The sequence below is a fragment of the Mycoplasma sp. CSL10166 genome (genome assembly GCF_017116885.1).
In the GTDB taxonomy this organism is placed as follows: domain Bacteria; phylum Bacillota_I; class Bacilli_A; order Mycoplasmatales; family Metamycoplasmataceae; genus Mycoplasmopsis.
The window spans coordinates 104310-122269 of record NZ_JAFIRF010000001.1; the positions used below are offsets into that span (position 1 = coordinate 104310).

Annotated in this window: 13 protein-coding genes; 11 read left to right on the forward strand and 2 right to left on the reverse strand. The window is 26.9% G+C overall.

The features are described from left to right. Positions 1-4 precede the first annotated feature (4 nt). The 10 genes from JXZ93_RS04050 (at position 5) to JXZ93_RS00460 (ending at position 14241) form a co-directional block, all read left to right on the forward strand. Positions 5-2053 carry an alpha-amylase family glycosyl hydrolase gene (locus JXZ93_RS04050; RefSeq protein ID WP_205852415.1) on the forward strand — a complete coding sequence of 683 codons (2049 nt, stop codon included), beginning with the start codon at positions 5-7 and terminating at the stop codon, positions 2051-2053. 101 nt (positions 2054-2154) lie between these two features. Further along, on the forward strand, positions 2155-2604 hold the full coding sequence (locus tag JXZ93_RS00420; protein ID WP_205852416.1) for a hypothetical protein: 450 nt from the start codon (positions 2155-2157) through the stop codon (positions 2602-2604). 18 nt (positions 2605-2622) lie between these two features. After that, entirely contained in the window at positions 2623-5100 is a 2478-nt protein-coding gene (locus JXZ93_RS00425) for a hypothetical protein (RefSeq protein WP_205852417.1), read from the forward strand. Positions 5101-5106: 6 nt separating this feature from the next. Next, the gene (locus JXZ93_RS00430) at positions 5107-5631 is read left to right on the forward strand and encodes a hypothetical protein (RefSeq protein WP_205852127.1); all 525 of its coding nucleotides are present in this window, start codon (positions 5107-5109) and stop codon (positions 5629-5631) included. A gap of 2 nt (positions 5632-5633) precedes the next feature. Further along, on the forward strand, positions 5634-8750 hold the full coding sequence (locus tag JXZ93_RS04055; protein WP_205852191.1) for an ABC transporter permease subunit: 3117 nt from the start codon (positions 5634-5636) through the stop codon (positions 8748-8750). A gap of 3 nt (positions 8751-8753) precedes the next feature. Continuing rightward, positions 8754-9704, forward strand: a complete 951-nt coding sequence (locus tag JXZ93_RS00440) for a sugar ABC transporter permease (RefSeq protein ID WP_205852126.1) — start codon at positions 8754-8756, stop codon at positions 9702-9704. A 3-nt stretch (positions 9705-9707) separates the two neighbouring features. After that, entirely contained in the window at positions 9708-10904 is a 1197-nt protein-coding gene (locus JXZ93_RS00445) for an ABC transporter ATP-binding protein (protein WP_205852125.1), read from the forward strand. A 1-nt stretch (position 10905) separates the two neighbouring features. Next, positions 10906-11613, forward strand: coding sequence for a hypothetical protein (locus tag JXZ93_RS00450; protein ID WP_205852124.1), 708 nt, complete (start codon positions 10906-10908; stop codon positions 11611-11613). Between the two features lie 103 nt (positions 11614-11716). After that, complete coding sequence (locus tag JXZ93_RS04060) at positions 11717-13492, forward strand: alpha-amylase family glycosyl hydrolase (protein ID WP_205852418.1); 1776 nt, start codon at positions 11717-11719, stop codon at positions 13490-13492. Between the two features lie 35 nt (positions 13493-13527). Beyond that, positions 13528-14241: a winged helix-turn-helix domain-containing protein gene (locus JXZ93_RS00460; protein WP_205852122.1), complete on the forward strand. Its 714-nt coding sequence runs from the start codon at positions 13528-13530 to the stop codon at positions 14239-14241. Between the two features lie 21 nt (positions 14242-14262). On the opposite strand, the gene JXZ93_RS00465 is transcribed toward JXZ93_RS00460, so the two are convergent. Together JXZ93_RS00465 and JXZ93_RS00470 are read right to left on the reverse strand one after the other, a co-directional pair. Continuing rightward, positions 14263-14814, reverse strand: a complete 552-nt coding sequence (locus JXZ93_RS00465; RefSeq protein WP_205852419.1) for a hypothetical protein — start codon at positions 14812-14814, stop codon at positions 14263-14265. 371 nt (positions 14815-15185) lie between these two features. Then, positions 15186-16289, reverse strand: coding sequence for a restriction endonuclease subunit S (locus JXZ93_RS00470; RefSeq protein WP_205852420.1), 1104 nt, complete (start codon positions 16287-16289; stop codon positions 15186-15188). A 377-nt stretch (positions 16290-16666) separates the two neighbouring features. Here JXZ93_RS00470 and JXZ93_RS00475 point away from each other — a divergent pair, with 377 nt between their 5' ends. Then, the gene (locus JXZ93_RS00475) at positions 16667-17848 is read left to right on the forward strand and encodes a restriction endonuclease subunit S (RefSeq protein WP_205852421.1); all 1182 of its coding nucleotides are present in this window, start codon (positions 16667-16669) and stop codon (positions 17846-17848) included. Positions 17849-17960 lie beyond the last annotated feature (112 nt).

Below are 17960 nucleotides of genomic sequence, written 5' to 3' on the forward strand. Positions count from 1 at the left end.
TACTATGAAGAAAAAAATAAAATTATTACATTTAACAGCTGGTATTTTAGCTCCAGCAACATCATTAATTGCTTTAAGTTGTTCGACAACAAAAACTGATGATAATGCTAAAAGCAAATTGGTAGCTTACGAACAAAGCGATTTTCAAAAAAGAAGAAAAGAATCAGGAAAAAATTGAATTGGTTGAAATAATCCAAAATTTGTAGAGATAAATAGACAAAAAAGTTTAAATAATTTTACATACTCTGACGAAGCCGAAAATGTAAAAGCTATTGCTCCTTTTAATAACAAAGCAAAGAGATCTAATGTTGTATATCAATTAATGGTTTATTCATTTGCAGATGGGAACGGAGATGGTATAGGAGATTTTATTGGTTTAAAAAATAACCTAAGTTATTTTACTAATTTAGGAATAGATACTCTTTACTTGTCTCCTATATTTCCAGCATCTACATATCATGGTTATGATGCAATTGACTATACAGCAGTTGCTCCAGAACTTGGCGGGATGGAAGCTTTTGATGCTTTCTTAATTGAAGCACATAAAAATGGAATTAGGGTTGTTCTAGATATGGCTTTCAATCATACTTCATACGAACATCCATGATTCCAAAGTGCGCTTTTAAATGATAAATCAACATATAGAAGTTTTTATAATTTTTACACAAATGTTGGTGGAGGAAGAGCAAATAGAGAAGGTGTTGATGATTCTAACTTAAGAACTTATTTTAAAGCAATACCTCAAAACGGTTCTCAATTTACAGATTATGATGGTAAAACATATCCAGTAAGAACTACAAATAAACATTGAGTGGCAGAATTTTGATCAGGTATGCCTGACTTAAATTTATTTAATTCTAGGTTACAAGAAGAAATAAAAAATATTCACTACTTTTGAGCTAAAAAAGGTGTAGACGGATTTAGATACGATGCATTCTATCATTTCTTCCAAAGTGAAAATAGATTTAAACGTACAGAGTCTGGCGCTTCTACAACAACTAAACTATTATCTGAATGAAGAAAAGCAGCAGAAAAAGGTTATGCTGATGCTGAAAAAGAAGGTGTAACAAGATCTTCAAATTCTCCATTCATGTTCGGTGAGTGATGAGGTGATCCTGCTGGCGCTACAGATAAAGGAAATTCGAAAGATTTTTGGTTTAATAAACAAGATGATTCTATGGCGATAGGTTCTTTAATTGATGCAACAAAATGAAGATACAATACAAATGTAAGTATTAGTCCCCAAGACGAAAGAAATGTTTTAAATAGTCTTAAAGATAAAAACGGGATTGCAAGAGAATGAATGCCTCATTTAGAAAATCACGATGTTGATAGATGAATTACATATTTTAGAAATACTGTTTCTCATGGTAAGGTAGGTGCAGAACCTAATACACTTAGTGATCAAGAAAGATGAGCATACGAATATGCGGTATTTTCATTATTAACAAGAGGAGGATATCCGACTCTTTACATGGGTGATGAAATATTAATGCAAGGCGGTAATAAAGGAGAAGGTGATACAAACGTTCGTGAACCTTGGTATTGAGGTGATATGTCTAAACAAGTTTATTTTAGTGACGAAAGAGACGGAGCTCAAATTTTACCTAAGGCATCTGTTGGTGAAGGTAATACAGAATATTTAATCTCTGATCCTAATGGTTTTTATAAACTTGTTTCTAAATTAATTCAAGTTAGAAAAGATTTTCCATCTGTAAGTGAACAAAAAGTTGAAAATATAGCTAACCCCGAAATAGTATTAGATTATCAATTAAGACCTGAAATTTACCAAGATGATTTTAAATATAATGAAACAGTTTTAAGAGATAATCACGACGGAACATATGTATTATTTATTTTTAACGGAGATAATAAACCTATTTCAAATGTTTGACTTAAAAAAGAGTTTGAGATAAAAAAAGTTTTATTATCTAAAAACATAACTGCAAAATTAATTGATGAATCTAATCCTCAAGAAAGCCCTACTCTTATACAAGGTAAAGATGGAGTTAAATTAGCTGCATTCTTAATTGGTAAAAAAGAACAAAAATAAAACACTCATCTTGATATATCAAGTTAGAATGACAAAAAATGATTAAATTTATAAAGGTAGAAATATCATAAATAAATTTATTGTAAAATTATAATTAGGATATGAAAAAGAAATATAAAATAAAGAAAATCCCCTTTAAAACTAAAGTTAGATGGTTATTTCTAGGCAAGTACCCTTTAGAAAGAAAATATAAGCCTAAAATTTTAGAATACTTATTTCTTATATTTTCAAGCATTGTGCTTTTAATTCTTCAAATAATTTTTGCTTTATATTTGATAAATTTAGCAAAAGAGGTAGAAAAAGACAGGTATTTAGTTAGTTTAATTCTAGAAATAAAAAAATATACTACTAGAATTCTTATATCTATATATTTCACATCTTATTTGGTTGCTTTGATTTTATCGGTACATGTCTTTTATATATTGCGAAAGACAGAATTCAATAAATGGATTGCAATCATTGGTGTAGTTAGTTTATTATTAATGTTAACACCCATAAGTATCCTATTCTTAATCGTCGCTTACAATAAAAATGAATTAGCGTTCGAGTAAAAAAATAATGGAGACAAAATGAAAAGAAAATTATTATTATCAACTGGTTTAGTTGCGGGTATCGCATCTCTTTCAACAGTTATTGCTTGTGGTTCTACAACACAAAGTTCATCAGGTAACACATGAGCAAATAGAAAAGAAATAGTTATTGCTGTTGATGGAGCCCAAGAAGACTTTTATAATGAAGTTATTAAAGAATTTAATGAAACACCTTATGCTAAGGAAAAAGGTTTCAAAATTCAAACAATTAACAAAAACGTTTTTGGTGCCTTAGATTTCGGCACACAAGGTTTAACAGATGAACAAGTTCCTGATTTATTTTATGCACCTAACGATAGAATTACAAGTACAGCACAAACAGGTTCATTAGCTGAAATCGATGAATTTGATCCTACTTTATTTGATGAACTTGCTAAACAATTGGGAGTTACATCTGCTGAAGAAATTAAAGAAATGAGAGATTTTGGTACTGTAGAAGGTGTTATTAAAGGTGATATAAACGCTGGTACAGTTAAAAAACTTTTAGCATTAAGACATAACGCTGAAGGTATAGTTATGGCATCTAGCGAAAACGAAGATGAGTCAAGAAAAATTTTAGAAAATGCAAATACTGATACATTAGCGGAATTAGTTACAAGTGGTGAAGCGTTATTAAGAATTCAAGACTTTTGATTTGGAAACGGAATCTTTGGTGGAGTTTTCGATAAATTACAAAAAGATAAAATTGAAAATGGTGAAGCAGCTGATTATTTAATGTCAAAAATACTTTATAGTGATAATAATGAAGTTAAATCAGGATTTATTAAATCAGACAAATTCCACCCAGAATTTAAAAAAGCTCTTGATGTAGTTGGTGATTTATTGTGACCAATTTATGAAGCTGCTTTTAAGAAAAACACAGTTGATTATGGACAAACTGTTTGAGGGAAAAAAGGTATTTCTCAAGCTGACTTAGTATCATTTTTAGGTTCAGATGTTGGTAATGCTCAAAACATTTCATTTAGATTAATGAAAGAAGGAAAAATAAAATTTGCTTTAGTAGGAACATGAGATATTCAAAATGCTCAATCTACAGCAAATGCAAAATCATTCTTTAACGTTGTTAATACAAAAGATGACTATAAATACTTACAAGCATCAGGTTCATGATCATACGCTATTAACGCAAGAAATAATGGTGTTTCAGAAGATAGAAAAAATGCTATCGTTGAATTAATTAAGATTATTTTTAAAACTGAACCATACTTAAAATACTTTGAAAGAGATTCAAAAATTCCTTTTGCTAAGGCAGAACGTACAAGAGTTCAAGAAGCATACAATAGAGTCAATACAGAAAAAAATGCTGAAGTAGCAAAATTTGCAACAGATTTAGGATTCAAAAATTTTGAAGACTTAATTGTAAAATATCAAGAAGTAGTTCAACCGATTGTTAAATTAGCCAGAAGTGGTTTATTAGGAAATACTTGAAGCATCGAAACAAATTCAGATCCTTTAAACGATGCTAATAAATTACCTAAATCAACATACCAATTATTAACAAAAGAAGAAGTTAAATTAAAACCCGAAGATCAAAAAGGGAACTATAACGTTAAACCTGATCAAATGTCTAACGAACAATTTACAACTCTTAACAATAGTTTAGAAGATTCATATGCACTTAGAAACGTTCTTTCAGCAATATTAGGATTGACAAATCTTGCTGATCTTCGAGGTAACAATGAACCATGACAAATTGGTGAGGGTGTTATTAAAGGTGGATTATCTACAATAACAAATCCAAAATTTTCGGAATTAATGGAAGGTAATAACGCATGACACGTTAGAAAGGTAGAAAAATACATTTTCGGCGCTAACGGAGATAATGGTGATGAAAAAGAAGCTTTAATTCAATCATTTTCAAATGTTGTAAATGATGAAACTGGATTAAATGACTTAATTAATAGTGTTATCCAAAGAGCTAAAGACTTTTCTTCAGAAGTTGCAAAAACAACAGTTGCAGCTGATGTAATTGAAAAAGCTGTAAAAGGATATTTAGCTAACTTTGTTAACGTTGCTAAAGTAAGAAATGCTACAGCAGGAATTTATGCTGAAGGTAAAATGGTTAATTCTGATGGTCAACCTTCTGAAGTTACATTTGACGAAGTTACTGAAAAAACTGCTGAATACAACAAACTAAAAAGTGTTGATAAAGTTCTTCAAGTTGTTGCTTCAAGTAGAACAATCCAAGAAGGTGGAATTGGAATCTTGTCAACTCAAGAAAGACGTATCGATAACTCTAACCCTCAATTTGGTCAAGTATGAGGAAACTGAAACGAAAAAACAGTTGGTAACAAAGTTAAATTGGAAGAAATTAAAAATTCAGTTAATAATAAAGAACAATTTGTTGCTGCTATCGAAGATCATTTAAGTTACTTATTTGGTGAAACAGCTAAATCTATTACAGGTAAAGCGTCACTTACAGTTGCTTTCGATCCAAAAAAACCAGCTAACAATTAATAAAATATGTATCAAAAATACAAGACAAATATTAATAAACAACAATTTTATATTTTAATTTCATTAATAGCGTTACTATCAGTAACATTATTAGTTTGGGTTTTAATACCATTTGGTTATGGTATTAATCCTAATTATATTAATAAAATTGAAGCAAATAATAATGACGAAGAAGTTAGTAAACTTGTTTCACAATTAGCAATGAAAACAATAATATCTTACATTGCAAACTCATTCGTGATAATATTTTTCTTGGTATATATATTACTTTTAAAAAATAAAATTAAAGCAGGATATCTATTCTTTATAATTTGAATTTTAGTATTTATAACTTTTATTGCAATGCCATTTTATGGTGGCTCAGAGCAAACAAGCCAATATACTAAATTTCAATTCTGGGTAGGTATCTTTGCTTCGTTTTTATCAGGAATAAATGCATTTACATTATTTGTATTTATGTTAAAATACCACATAGATAGAAAATTTCATTATTATGAATGATACAAAATACACAAAGGACGAAGCAAATAATTATGGAAGATTTAAAACTTTATAATTGATATGGCGAGTCATTTGATAATATTTTACCCCAAAGCTCAGGTAATATGGTGGCTTACAAAAAGCAAGTAAGAAACATATTTTTGAGAACAAGGGACAGAATAAAGTCTCAAGAGAGTATAGACAAAGATTTATACTTAAGAGCAAGAACAAAACTACAAGATAATTTAAAAAGAGAACTTGCGAGTCACAAAGTTGCCTACAAGAATAAACTTGCAGTTTTAAAAGATTCTATTAAAAAATTATCATACGCAGATTCAACAATCAACTTGTTGCAATTTGAAATCAATAAAATTAAGGCGTCTTTAAAGGATACAAAAAAATATGCAAAAGATTTTGTTTATTCTTTACAACAAAGCGCTGATGAAATTGATGTCAAATTAGATAACATAGAAAAATTAAAAACAAAAACTTATGTTGATGAAGAAGAATTGTTTAAAAAATTCGCTATTTACAACATAATGTATATTTATATTAAAAAAACAGGTAAGACCGATTTTGATATTAAGCTAATTCACGACGATCTATTACCAATAGAGCAGGAATGAGTTAAAAAACTTGATAATCCAAATCAATATTTCACTAATATTTATAATTCAGTTGAAAAACAAAGAATAAGTTTATACAATCGTAAACAAGAATTAATAAGAAAATACGAAGGAACTTATAAGTTACAAAAACAACTTTTCATTGAAGAAACAGAAGAAATTAAGTTAGTAACTAAACAGAAAATACTTGAATTAGAATATGAATATACAAAAAAATCTAATGAACTACTAGAACGTGCAAAAGAAACTAAAACAAAAGCGTTGGCGAAAATTGAAGAACAAAAAGAGATTATTTTAAATGCTGAAACAAAAAATAAAGCTATTGTAAAAGAAATAATCGATAATTCAAACAAACAAATTAAAGAAATAAAATCAAACTATAAAGAACAATTAAAATTAGTTAAATATCGCTCAATGATACAAAACACCAAAGATTTTATGAGTTTTTTATCAAAAAATGAAATTGATATTCCTCAATTAGACTATACATTCAAGAGTACTTTTACACTAGACGAAGCGAAGGAAATTTCTAATAAATTAAATAGTCAATTAAGTGATTTCTTAATCGAAAATAAAGAAAATCATTTTGTTCAAATTGCTCATTCTCAATTTTTTAGCAAAATTAATTTATTTAGAACATATTACGAATTCAAAAATTTATTAAAGTCACAATACAAAGAAAAAGTTGGTTTAAGTAAAGTTAAATATACTTATGAAGGTAAATTTAACTTAGAAGAATCTAAATCATTAAGAGATTTATTTATTGATTCTAGAAAAACTAGGTTAGCCTTTAGAAAAGAAAAAATAAAAGCTAAGTATGAACTTTTAGTTCTTAAACAAAAAGAAGTAGAAAAACTTAACAATAGAGATAACAAAAATATCGATGATTTAAGTTTTGAATTATTGACAGATAACGAAAAATTTAAGTTAGCAAAATCTAAAGCTATTAAGCAATTTAAAGATGAAAAAGCAGAATTAAAACGTAAAATAGCTTCAAAAGAAATTTCAAAACAAGCTTACAAAAATAAAATTTACGAATATAAAATTAATAAAAAAGAAACTATTCGTGAAACAAAATTAAAATCAATGTTAATGTCTAATAAAGAAATTCTAAGAACAGCATTTTGAAGGGAATTTTCTGAAGTTAAAGTTAACAAAAAAATATATGAAAGTAAAATAACAGAAGCGCAAAAAACTATACCAGTTGAAACAATGAAGAATTTAAGATTCCTAACATCATTTTTAGGATTTGTTTTTCCTGGATTATCAGAATTATTATTCTTCAAACAATATGTTAAAGGTACTTTATTAACATTGTTATCAACTTTTATATGAACAGTTATTATTCCATTTTCATTTGGTGCTTATTGAAGTAAAATGGGTGGAATTCCAGGATTTAGTGACCTTGGAAAAGGACTTCATAATTCATCACTAGGTATTTTTACGGATGCTCGTTTATATATATTTGGTGGTGTTATTTCGGTTGTTTTATTAGTTTTCGCATTAGCGTATTTATCCGTATCATCGATTAGTTCTTATCGTGTTGCTAAACAATTAGAATATGGTTCAAGACCAAGTAAATGAACACATACAAAAAGATGATTAAATACAAGTGGATTTCCATGGATGATTTCACTATTCGGTTGATTTTTAATGATTTTCATCGTTGCAACACCGATATTTACATCTATATTAATTTCATTTACCAACTTCGGTTATGAGCATCAAGCTCCGTCTCAAACAGTTGATTGAGTAGGGCTTAAGATGTGAGGATATTGATGAGTATTTAGAGAAAATAACTTGTTATTATCATTACAAAGAGTTATTGTTTGAACAATAATTTGAACAATATTATCTACATTAATTCCGATAAGTGTAGGTATTATAATTGCTGTATTAACAAACAGCCAAAGAATTAAATTTAAAAAAGTATTTAGAGTTATTTACATTTTACCTTGAGCAATTCCTGCGTTCGTTACACTTACATTTATTAAAAGTATGTTCCAAGGTGGGGACCAAGGTTTCATTAACTTAATTATGCTTAAAATAGGGTTAATTAGTGATGCCAAAAACTGATTAGCTGAAATAGGTACAACTAGAGTTCTTGTTATTATAGTTCAAACATGAATTGCTTATGCTTGAATCTTTATGTTAGTGACAGGTAACTTACAATCTATACCAAAAGATATTTATGAAGCTGGTTCAGTTGATGGTGCAAGAGGTGCACAGTTATTTAGATATTTAACATTACCTTCATTATTACTTTCAATTGCACCTATGTTAATTGGACAATTTGTTGGTTCATTCAACAACTTTACAACAATTTCTATATTCACAGGTGGTGGTCCTGCTTTTGCGAATCCTACTGTGTTTGGTGAAGCTTCAACAGATATCATTATTTCATGAGTTTATAAGTTAACACTTGGTACAGTTAAATTTGCCGGAGATCAAGCTTTCGCTGCCGCTTTAACAACTTTAGCTGCATTATTCAGTATTTCACTTGGTGCTCGTGGATTTATTAAATCAATGTCAAGGAGGGATTAAGAGATGTTTTCTAGAAAAAGAATTTATTCACATATTTTTGATGATATAAAAGTCAATAATAAAAAACTAGACAAAAAAAGATTAAATTTTAATGAATCAGATTCAAAACCTCCTACAACAATGGAAATAATTTGATTATTCTTTAATTATTTAATCTTAATAGTTTGAGCAATAATTGTGCTTTTCCCAATTGTTTCTCTAATTATTTCTGCTTTTAATATAAACAACCCACGTATTATTGCCATCACACCATTTAAATTTGGGTGAGAAAACTTTACATACTTATTCACAAGTGAGCAAAGTTATTTTGGTAGATGATATTTCAATACAATACTAATAGCCGTATTAACAATGGTTATTTCAACAATAGCAGTAGCCTTAAATGGTTACGCATATTCAAGATTTAAATTTGCTGGTTCTAAGCATTCATTGACAGTTATTATGATGCTTCAAATGATTCCAGCTACATCAGCTCTAATTTCGCTATATTTACTTATCAGAATGGGTAATTCATTAGGCTTCCCAACAATATTTATGTTGATTCTAATTTATGCAGGTGGTTCAATTTCTGGTAATACATTTATGTTGAAAAGTTATTTAGACACAGTGTCATCAGAACTAGATGATTCGGCAAAAGTTGATGGATGCAATAACTGAGGGCTATTCTTTAAAATATTAGTTCCAGTTATCAGACCTGCGTTAATTATGGTTGCTTTATGATCATTCTTGATACCATTTACAGACGTTATTTTACCTAAGTTTGTTTTATTTGAATTAAAAAATACAACACTTGCTGTTGGGTTAAGTTACTTTATTGATACTGAACCTAAACACGTTAATGCGGGTGCTTATGCTGCGGGTTCAATACTAGCTTCAGCTCCAGCGTTTGTATTATTTATGTACTTACAAAGATACATTGTAGGTGGATTAAGTGACGGAGCCGTGAAAGGATAATATATGAAAAACAATTTAGACCAAAATTTGACTTCAGATTTAGAAACAGGTTTTGAAACTATTGATTTAGATTCGATGCTTTCTGAAGTTGGGGAAATTTCTTCCACAAATAGCGGTGCCCACATTAATTTAGTAAATATTTCTAAAAAATATGAAGGAAACGAAAAATATACATTAGAAAATATTAATCTTGAAATTAAACCAGGTACCTTCTGTATCTTTTTAGGACCATCAGGTTGTGGTAAAACTACGCTTTTAAGAATGATTGCTGGTCTTAACTCAATTACTAAAGGTGATTTATTATTTAATAATAAAAGATACAACAACTTATTACCAAATGAACGTAATATAGCTATGGTTTTCCAATCATACGCTTTATACCCACATATGAATGTTTATAATAATATTTCATTTGGATTAAAAATAGCTAAAGAAAGAAAAGATATCATTGACCGTCGTGTTAAGGATGTTGCTAAAATTTTAAAAATAGATGAATATCTATATAGAAAACCTCGTGATTTATCAGGAGGTCAAAGACAACGTGTTGCGATAGGACGTGCTATCGCTAGAAAACCACTTGTTTTCTTAATGGATGAACCTCTTTCAAACTTAGATGCTAAATTAAGAGAAAGCATGCGTAGAGAAATTGTTAATATCCATAGAATGTTAAACACAACAAGTATTTATGTTACACACGACCAGTTAGAAGCTATGACAATGGGTGACCAAATTGTCGTGTTTAATGATGGAAAAATCCAACAAAGCGGTAAAGGTAAAGATTTATACTTTAGACCTGCAAACGTTTTTGTTGCAAAATTTATTGGTTCTCCAACAATGAATACTTTTGACGCAGTTTACAAAGGTGGTAAATTAACAGAAGTAAATAACAGTTTAGAAATTACTTTAGATGAAGAAGCTAAACAACATGTAAAAGAAAATCAAAAAATAGTTGTTGGTTTCAGATCTGAAGATTTAAAAATACATAATAAACAAGTTCCAAATTCAGTTTTAGGAAAAATAACAAATATTGAATTAATTGGTAAAGATCAACTTATCGCAGTAAAAGTTAATGAAGATTTAGAGTTTATTGTTAACGCATCAAATAGTGAAGAATTTGAATTATACTCACATGTGTATGTTGAATTCATAATACCAAGAATACATTTATTTGATAAAGAAACCGAAAACAGAATTAATTAACATGAAATTTTTAGAACATTTTAAAAATTATAAAGAAAGAAAAATTCTTTTATTCTTAATTACATTATTAGTATTTATTTCTTTAATATTCCAAATAGTAATGTATATTAATTTTTTCGATAGAATTGAAATCGAAAAAAATTGAATTAATGCTGGCCATGTATTAGTTCTAAACTGAAAAAAAGCTTCCCCTACTTATCAATTAACTGAGTTATTTCTATTTTTAAATACATTATTTGTATTTTCTGCAGTTATCATTCTTATTATTTTGTTTATTATGCAATATAAACTTTATAAAAATATAGGTAATGCTGATGAGTATTTTAAAAGTTTATACTTTTTAGTAACAGTTTTATTTGTTAGTGCATTTGCGATTATTTCATTACAACCTGAAAGTGTAAATCAAATTAATGTAATAACAATTAATAATGAACTTCGTGAAGTTAATAATACACTAAGTTATGATCTTAGTTATAAACTAATTTGATCTTCAATGTTTATGTCATTTATAGCATTAGTATTTACAATTAGCGCTAAAAAGAAATTTGGTTTTGTAACCAAAGATAAAATCCTAATGCCTTCAATTAATGGAAAAGACAATAGACTAAAGATGTTTTTAGGTAAAAAGACAACAACATTACCTATGTCTAGAAGTGACAAAATAACTGACCTAAAAAATAAAATTCAAGATGTATTAGATAACAAATAATATTAAAAAAACAACAGATCGATCTGTTGTTTTTTGTTTACACCTATCAAGAAAAAAATAAATATACTTTTAAATTTTAATAACTTATTATAATTCTATTACTATGAATTTAAAAAATAAAGCATTAAAAAAATATTACAATTTAATATATAAAAAATATTTAAAAAATCAACTTAGAAAAGAATATGCTAAGTGAGATGACCCCAAATATAATGATAACATTAATCAAACTTATAAAGATTTATGAAAAAACGCTCCAAAAGCGGAACCTTTACAAAATTACAAGAATACAAATATAATGTATCAAGTCTTAGTTTATTCATTTGCAGATGGTAATAATGATGGTATAGGAGATTTTATTGGTTTAAAAAATAAACTAGACTATTTATCGAATTTAGGTGTAGACCAAATTTGATTATCCCCATTGCATCCGTCATCAAGCTATCATGGATATAATGTTAAAGATTATTGTAATGTTGCTGATCAATTAGGTGGAATGGATGCATTTATTGATTTTTTAAGTGCAGCACATAAGAAAGGAATAAAAGTTTATTTAGATTTAATTTTTAACCATACATCTTTTGAACACCCTTGATTCCAAAAAGCTATCGAAGGAGACGAGTTATATAAAAAATATTATAGAATTGAACCGGATTTAGATATAAATGACCCAGACGTTAAATTAGATAAAGAATTTTATAGAAAAAGTTTTCCTAAGATTAATCAAAAACCTACCAATAAACATTATTTAGCAAGATTTTCGTATTCTATGCCTGATTTAAACTTAGATAACAAAGTTGTTATTGACGAGTTAGTAGAAATACAAAAATTTTGAACTGCAGTTGGAGTTGATGGTTTTAGATATGATGCAATAGCTGAATATTTTTCGAGTGAAATAGAAACTAAAAACAACTTTAATGAGGCTAAAATATTTTCTATTTTAAGAAAAGCAAGTGATGAAATTACAAAACCAGCAGGACGTGATGATGTATTTATGGTCGGAGAATGAGTTTTCACCGATACATTTAAAGGGTTGCAATATTTAAAAGACGGAAATGAATTAGGTCTTAACACCGTTTATGATGGATTCAAATATTTTAGACAAAATACAGATGTTAGAATTCCGTATAAAGATTTAAAAGATTTAGTGAAAAAATATGAAGAAGCTTCACCTATAAGTAGATGAATGCCATTTATAGATAATCATGATACTAAAAGATGATTAGATGTTTTTAGAGAAGAAGTTTCTAAAAACAAACCACATCAATTGACTAAAAAACTAACAGAATTAGAAAAAGATAATTTAAAAATTGCTTTATTCCAATTAATGGCATTACCTGGAAATCCAATTATTTATCAAGGTGATGAATTATATTATTTTGGTACAAGATACTATGGTGATCCATCATTAAGAGAACCAATGAAATGATCAAATCCACAAGAAAATTGTTTTATCTATGACGGGATTGTAATCGAAAACTTAGAAGAATATATTTTATTAACTTCTGCAACTCAATTGCCTGTAATTGAAGAAGCTATTAAGGTGGAGAATTCACCTTATAGTTTGATTCAATATATGTCTAAATTACGTGAAGAATATCCATTCTTAAAAGAAACAAATTCTGATACAATTGTAGACCCTTATACATTTATAGATACTGACGATTATTCTAGTGTTACAGTTAGAAAAGCTCCTGAACAAGATAAAGAATTCTTACTGTTCGCGTTTTGTAATTATAAAAATGAAAAATTGAACTTCATAAAAATTTCGAGAGATTATCATTTTAAACCCGTTTTATTAAAGAAGACAAAAAATTATGGTTGAAACTTTGAGATGGAGCAAGGTGGATACGCAATATTTAAATTGATAAAAAAATAAGAATTTTTTTATTTTAAATTTGGTAAAATTGTGATATGGTAAACGCAAAAAACAGAAAAAAAATTAATGAAGAACTAGTTTCTAAGGCAACTCCAAAAATATTAAGTAAAACCAATGAGGTAGTAAAATATTTAATTGATTTAATAGTAACTAGAAAAGTTCCTGTAAACAAAATTATGCCATCTGAGCACGCATTAATGGAAATGTTCAAATGTTCTAGAAGTGTAGTTGTTGGTGCTTATCAAAAACTATACGCGCTTGGTGCTGTTTACACAATATCCAAAAGAGGTCACTTTGTAGCGGAGAATTTTTATAATTTAATTAAACCCGTTAGTTTTTTAATGGGTGCTGACAGAGTTAGAGGTATTGAGATAGAAGAACCAACAGAACCGGATTGATTTCATGAAAAAAGAATAATTTTTGTTGAAGGATTCAGACAATTTCGTACAACTTACGAAATTGAAGGTAAAGTCATTGCTGAAGCAGATATATTCTTATCTATAAAAAACGTTGATCAATTTGAACCAATTAGTTTAAATAAACCTATTATTGACACTTTAGCTGAAAGAAGTAGTTTGACAAATATTGTTTATGAGTTGAAATATGAAAATGTAAAACTGTTTGGAGAAGATAAATTAGTTGTTATCACAATGTGAGGATACGACAATGAAAGCATTAGTATCGCAGCCAAGTTTTATATTAAACCAGAAAACTTTATTTTCTTTCACCAAGAATTTTCATTATATTAAAAAATGACTATTACAAATGTTTTAGTCATTTTTTATATTAATAAATCCTTTGTGAAATGGTAATTTTAATTTAGATTTGGTAATGTGAACAGAATAATAATTAGGATTGATATTAGTAATTTTTTTTATTTTTAATAAAGATTCATCATAATCAAAATAAAGTAAGATTCAAATATCTGGATCGTAAGAATAAATAGAATTAATCAAATCATAAATCTGATCGCCATCAGATTTTTTGTTAATTAAATTAAGTAGTTTATTAATTGCTTTATAGTTTAATTCACTTGAATTAGATGCTAACAAAAGATTTAAGTAAATTTTTTCACCAAAATAATTAAAGCTTGGAAGCGGATTATCAGCACTGAATTTTTTATTAATTGAAATTTGTTCACTATTATATGTCTTTAATTTTAAAAAAGATTGTAAATCTATAACTATCTCATATGGGTTTGAAAGTTGTTTGTCTTTAATTGCTTTTTCAAGTGAGTTTCCAAAAAGAGAGTATACAAAATTTCTTTGATGAGCAATTTCATCGAATTTAACTAATATTTTATTCTTTTCAATATTTTCCATATAAAAATTATATAAAAAAATAGACATAACAACATTGTTATGTCTTAAAATATATTTTTTGTAAACTATGCTCACAATATATGAAACATTTAATTATAAACTATGACAATTAGAGATTATATACATTAATATATTATATTTTTTATTGTTACGTGGTCGACTTAATTTTCTAAATAAAAATCTGCATAGTGTTTCGAATATATAGTTTGGTGGACGATTTTATATATTTGACACTTTAGTTTTAGATAATCTAAGTTTATAAATAAAAAATTTAAAGAATGATTATTAATTAATAAATAAATAAAATTAAATTAATCTTATTTTACTTACTAAAGCTAAATAAAAACAAATTTATAAAAATTAATGCTGTTTTAGATAAACATTTTGTTTAATAATGTCTTCTTAATATTTTCTAGCTTTTCTAATTTTCGTTGAAATAGTGCTATTGATGAATCTAAATTGGTGAATATTTTTGATATTTTAGTTTGTTCATTCATTTTAGGAGATCATATCAATATATTTTTATATTCTGAATAATATAAATGTTTAATTGTTGTACCTATCGTTATTTTATTAAAATTTATTCTTTTTAAAATGTTAAATAAAAAAATAATATTGATATTTTTATTAGGTATAATAGCTTGGTTTGTAGAAATAAATCATGAATTTTTATTCACTATTCTAAGATTTCCTATTGAACCATCTACAGAAATTAATATTGCATCTTCTTTTAAATGATTATCATTAATAAATCCAAAAATATCTGTGGCACTATAGACAGGATAATTTCCTGTTTTTTTAAAATCATTAATAAATATATTACTTTTTAAAATCTTGCTAACAAATGTTTCAATAGGAGATTGTACTCAAGAATTAGTAAAACCCTTAAATCTAATTTCAGGAAATTCTGCTTGACCGCTTACAAACATCTTATTAAGTAGAAATTCTTTAATAATTTTCATTTTTTCTAACTTACGCTGAAGTAGTGCGATTGATGAGTCTAATGTTTTTAATAATTTAATTATTCTTTCTTGTTCTTTTAATGAAGGAAGATAAATTATAGCATTTTTGAAAAATGATAATGATAATGTAAATCTTTGAGCCCCTTGACCATTAATACTAAAATATGTACGGTATTTTTGGGTATCAAATAAGTAGTCCAAATATGATCTTTCTATTTTAATATTTTTAGGTCTAAATCTTATTAAATGGTAAGAATATACTCCATTCAAAATTTCTACATTTGAAGTTTTTGCAAAACCTAACTCATATTTAGTTTCTGACGAAGGAGTTATAAAAACATCTCCTTCAAGTATATTATTTGTATATATTTGTCACGGAGTCGCAGAGTTAAAAGACAGATTTTCCTTTTTGATTTCTTTTTTATTATAAACATCCATATAATTTAACATTAAACATTTTATATCTTCGTTTCTGATTACTTTGTCAACAGTAGAACCGTTTATATCGCCCATATCTCCTAAAAGTTTCTGTACTCAAGCGTTAGTAAATTAAATTATTAAAAAAATGTCTTTTTTACTATTGTTTCTTTGTGTTTTTTAATATAAATTCGGACTTTTAATCAGTACAAACGAAAAAAGAAGATAATTTTATAATTAAATGTCTTTTTTACTTTCTTATTTTGAGATATTTTAATGATTTTGAAGGGTGATCAAGTTATATTTATTTTTTATATTTATTTTTAAGAAATTTTTTTAAAAATAAATATAAAAAATACCTACTACTTTTTATAAAAAATGTAAATATTTTTTATAAGTAACCCTATATGGTGTCGTCAAAAGTTAAATATGGTAAAATAATTATAAATTTAAATCATTATACGGAGAAAAATATGAGTAATAATAACGATTTTAAGCCACAAATTAGATTTAAGGAATTTACTAACGCTTGAGTACATCAAACTATCGATAAACTGGCTAATGTCAAAACAGGTTCTAGCAATACGGATGATGCTAATGTTAATGGTTTATTTCCGTTTTTTGTTAGATCTGAAGAAATTAAAAAAAGTAATAAATTTATTTTTGATACAGAAGCTGTTATTACGATTGGAGATGGTAAAATTGGTAGTGTTTTTCACTACATAAACGGTAAATTTGATTTACATCAAAGATGTTATGCGATTTTTAATTTTAAAAGCATTAATCCTAAATACTTTTATTGATACTTTTCTAGTAATTTTTTGATGCGCGCTCTTTCACAATCTGCAAAGAATACAGTTGACTCAGTTAGAATAGAAATGATAACAAAAATGATTATCAATTTTCCAGAAGATGAATTAGAGCAAGACAAAATATCTATTTTTTTAGATAAAATCGATTCATCAATCGCACTACTTCAGCGTAAGTTAGAAAAAATGAAAAATATTAAAGAAATTCTACTTAATAAGATGTTTGTAAGCGGTCAAGCGCAATTTCCTGAAATTAGATTTAAAGAGTTTACTAATCCTTGAGTACATCAAACTATTGAAGAATTATATTATTTAGCAAGAGAAGGCGGAACGCCCACCACATCGAACCCGAATTATTACTTAAATGGTAATATACCTTTCGTAAAAATAGAAGATACTAAGAATAAATATATTAAAAGTGTGGAAACTTATATAACACTTAAAGGACTTAATAATTCCTCTGCTTGATTAATTCCAAAAGATAATATTATTTTAACTAACGGAGCAACTATTGGTAACGTGTCAATAAATAAAATACCCGTAACAACTAAACAAGGCATAATTGGAATGGTTTTAAAGAAACAATTTAGTCCGGAATTTATTTATTACTTATTAAAATCAAGCAAAATATGATCAAAAATAATGTCGGTATCATCAATCGGTACATTTAGGTATGTATTATTAAAAGATATTAATAAAATATATATATTTTTACCTGAATACAAAGAAAGAGAAAATATTTCTAAGTTTTTAAACAATCTAGATTCATCAATTGCACTACTTCAACGAAAGATAGAAAAACTAGAAAATATTAAATCAACTTTGCTAAATAAAATGTTTGTTTAAAAACATAACTTATTCTTTTAGTAAGTTCTGTTTTTATTAGATTTTATTTAATAACTTTTAAATTAATTTTTATTAAATCCATTTTAATAAATATAAATTAATTAGTGCGTTA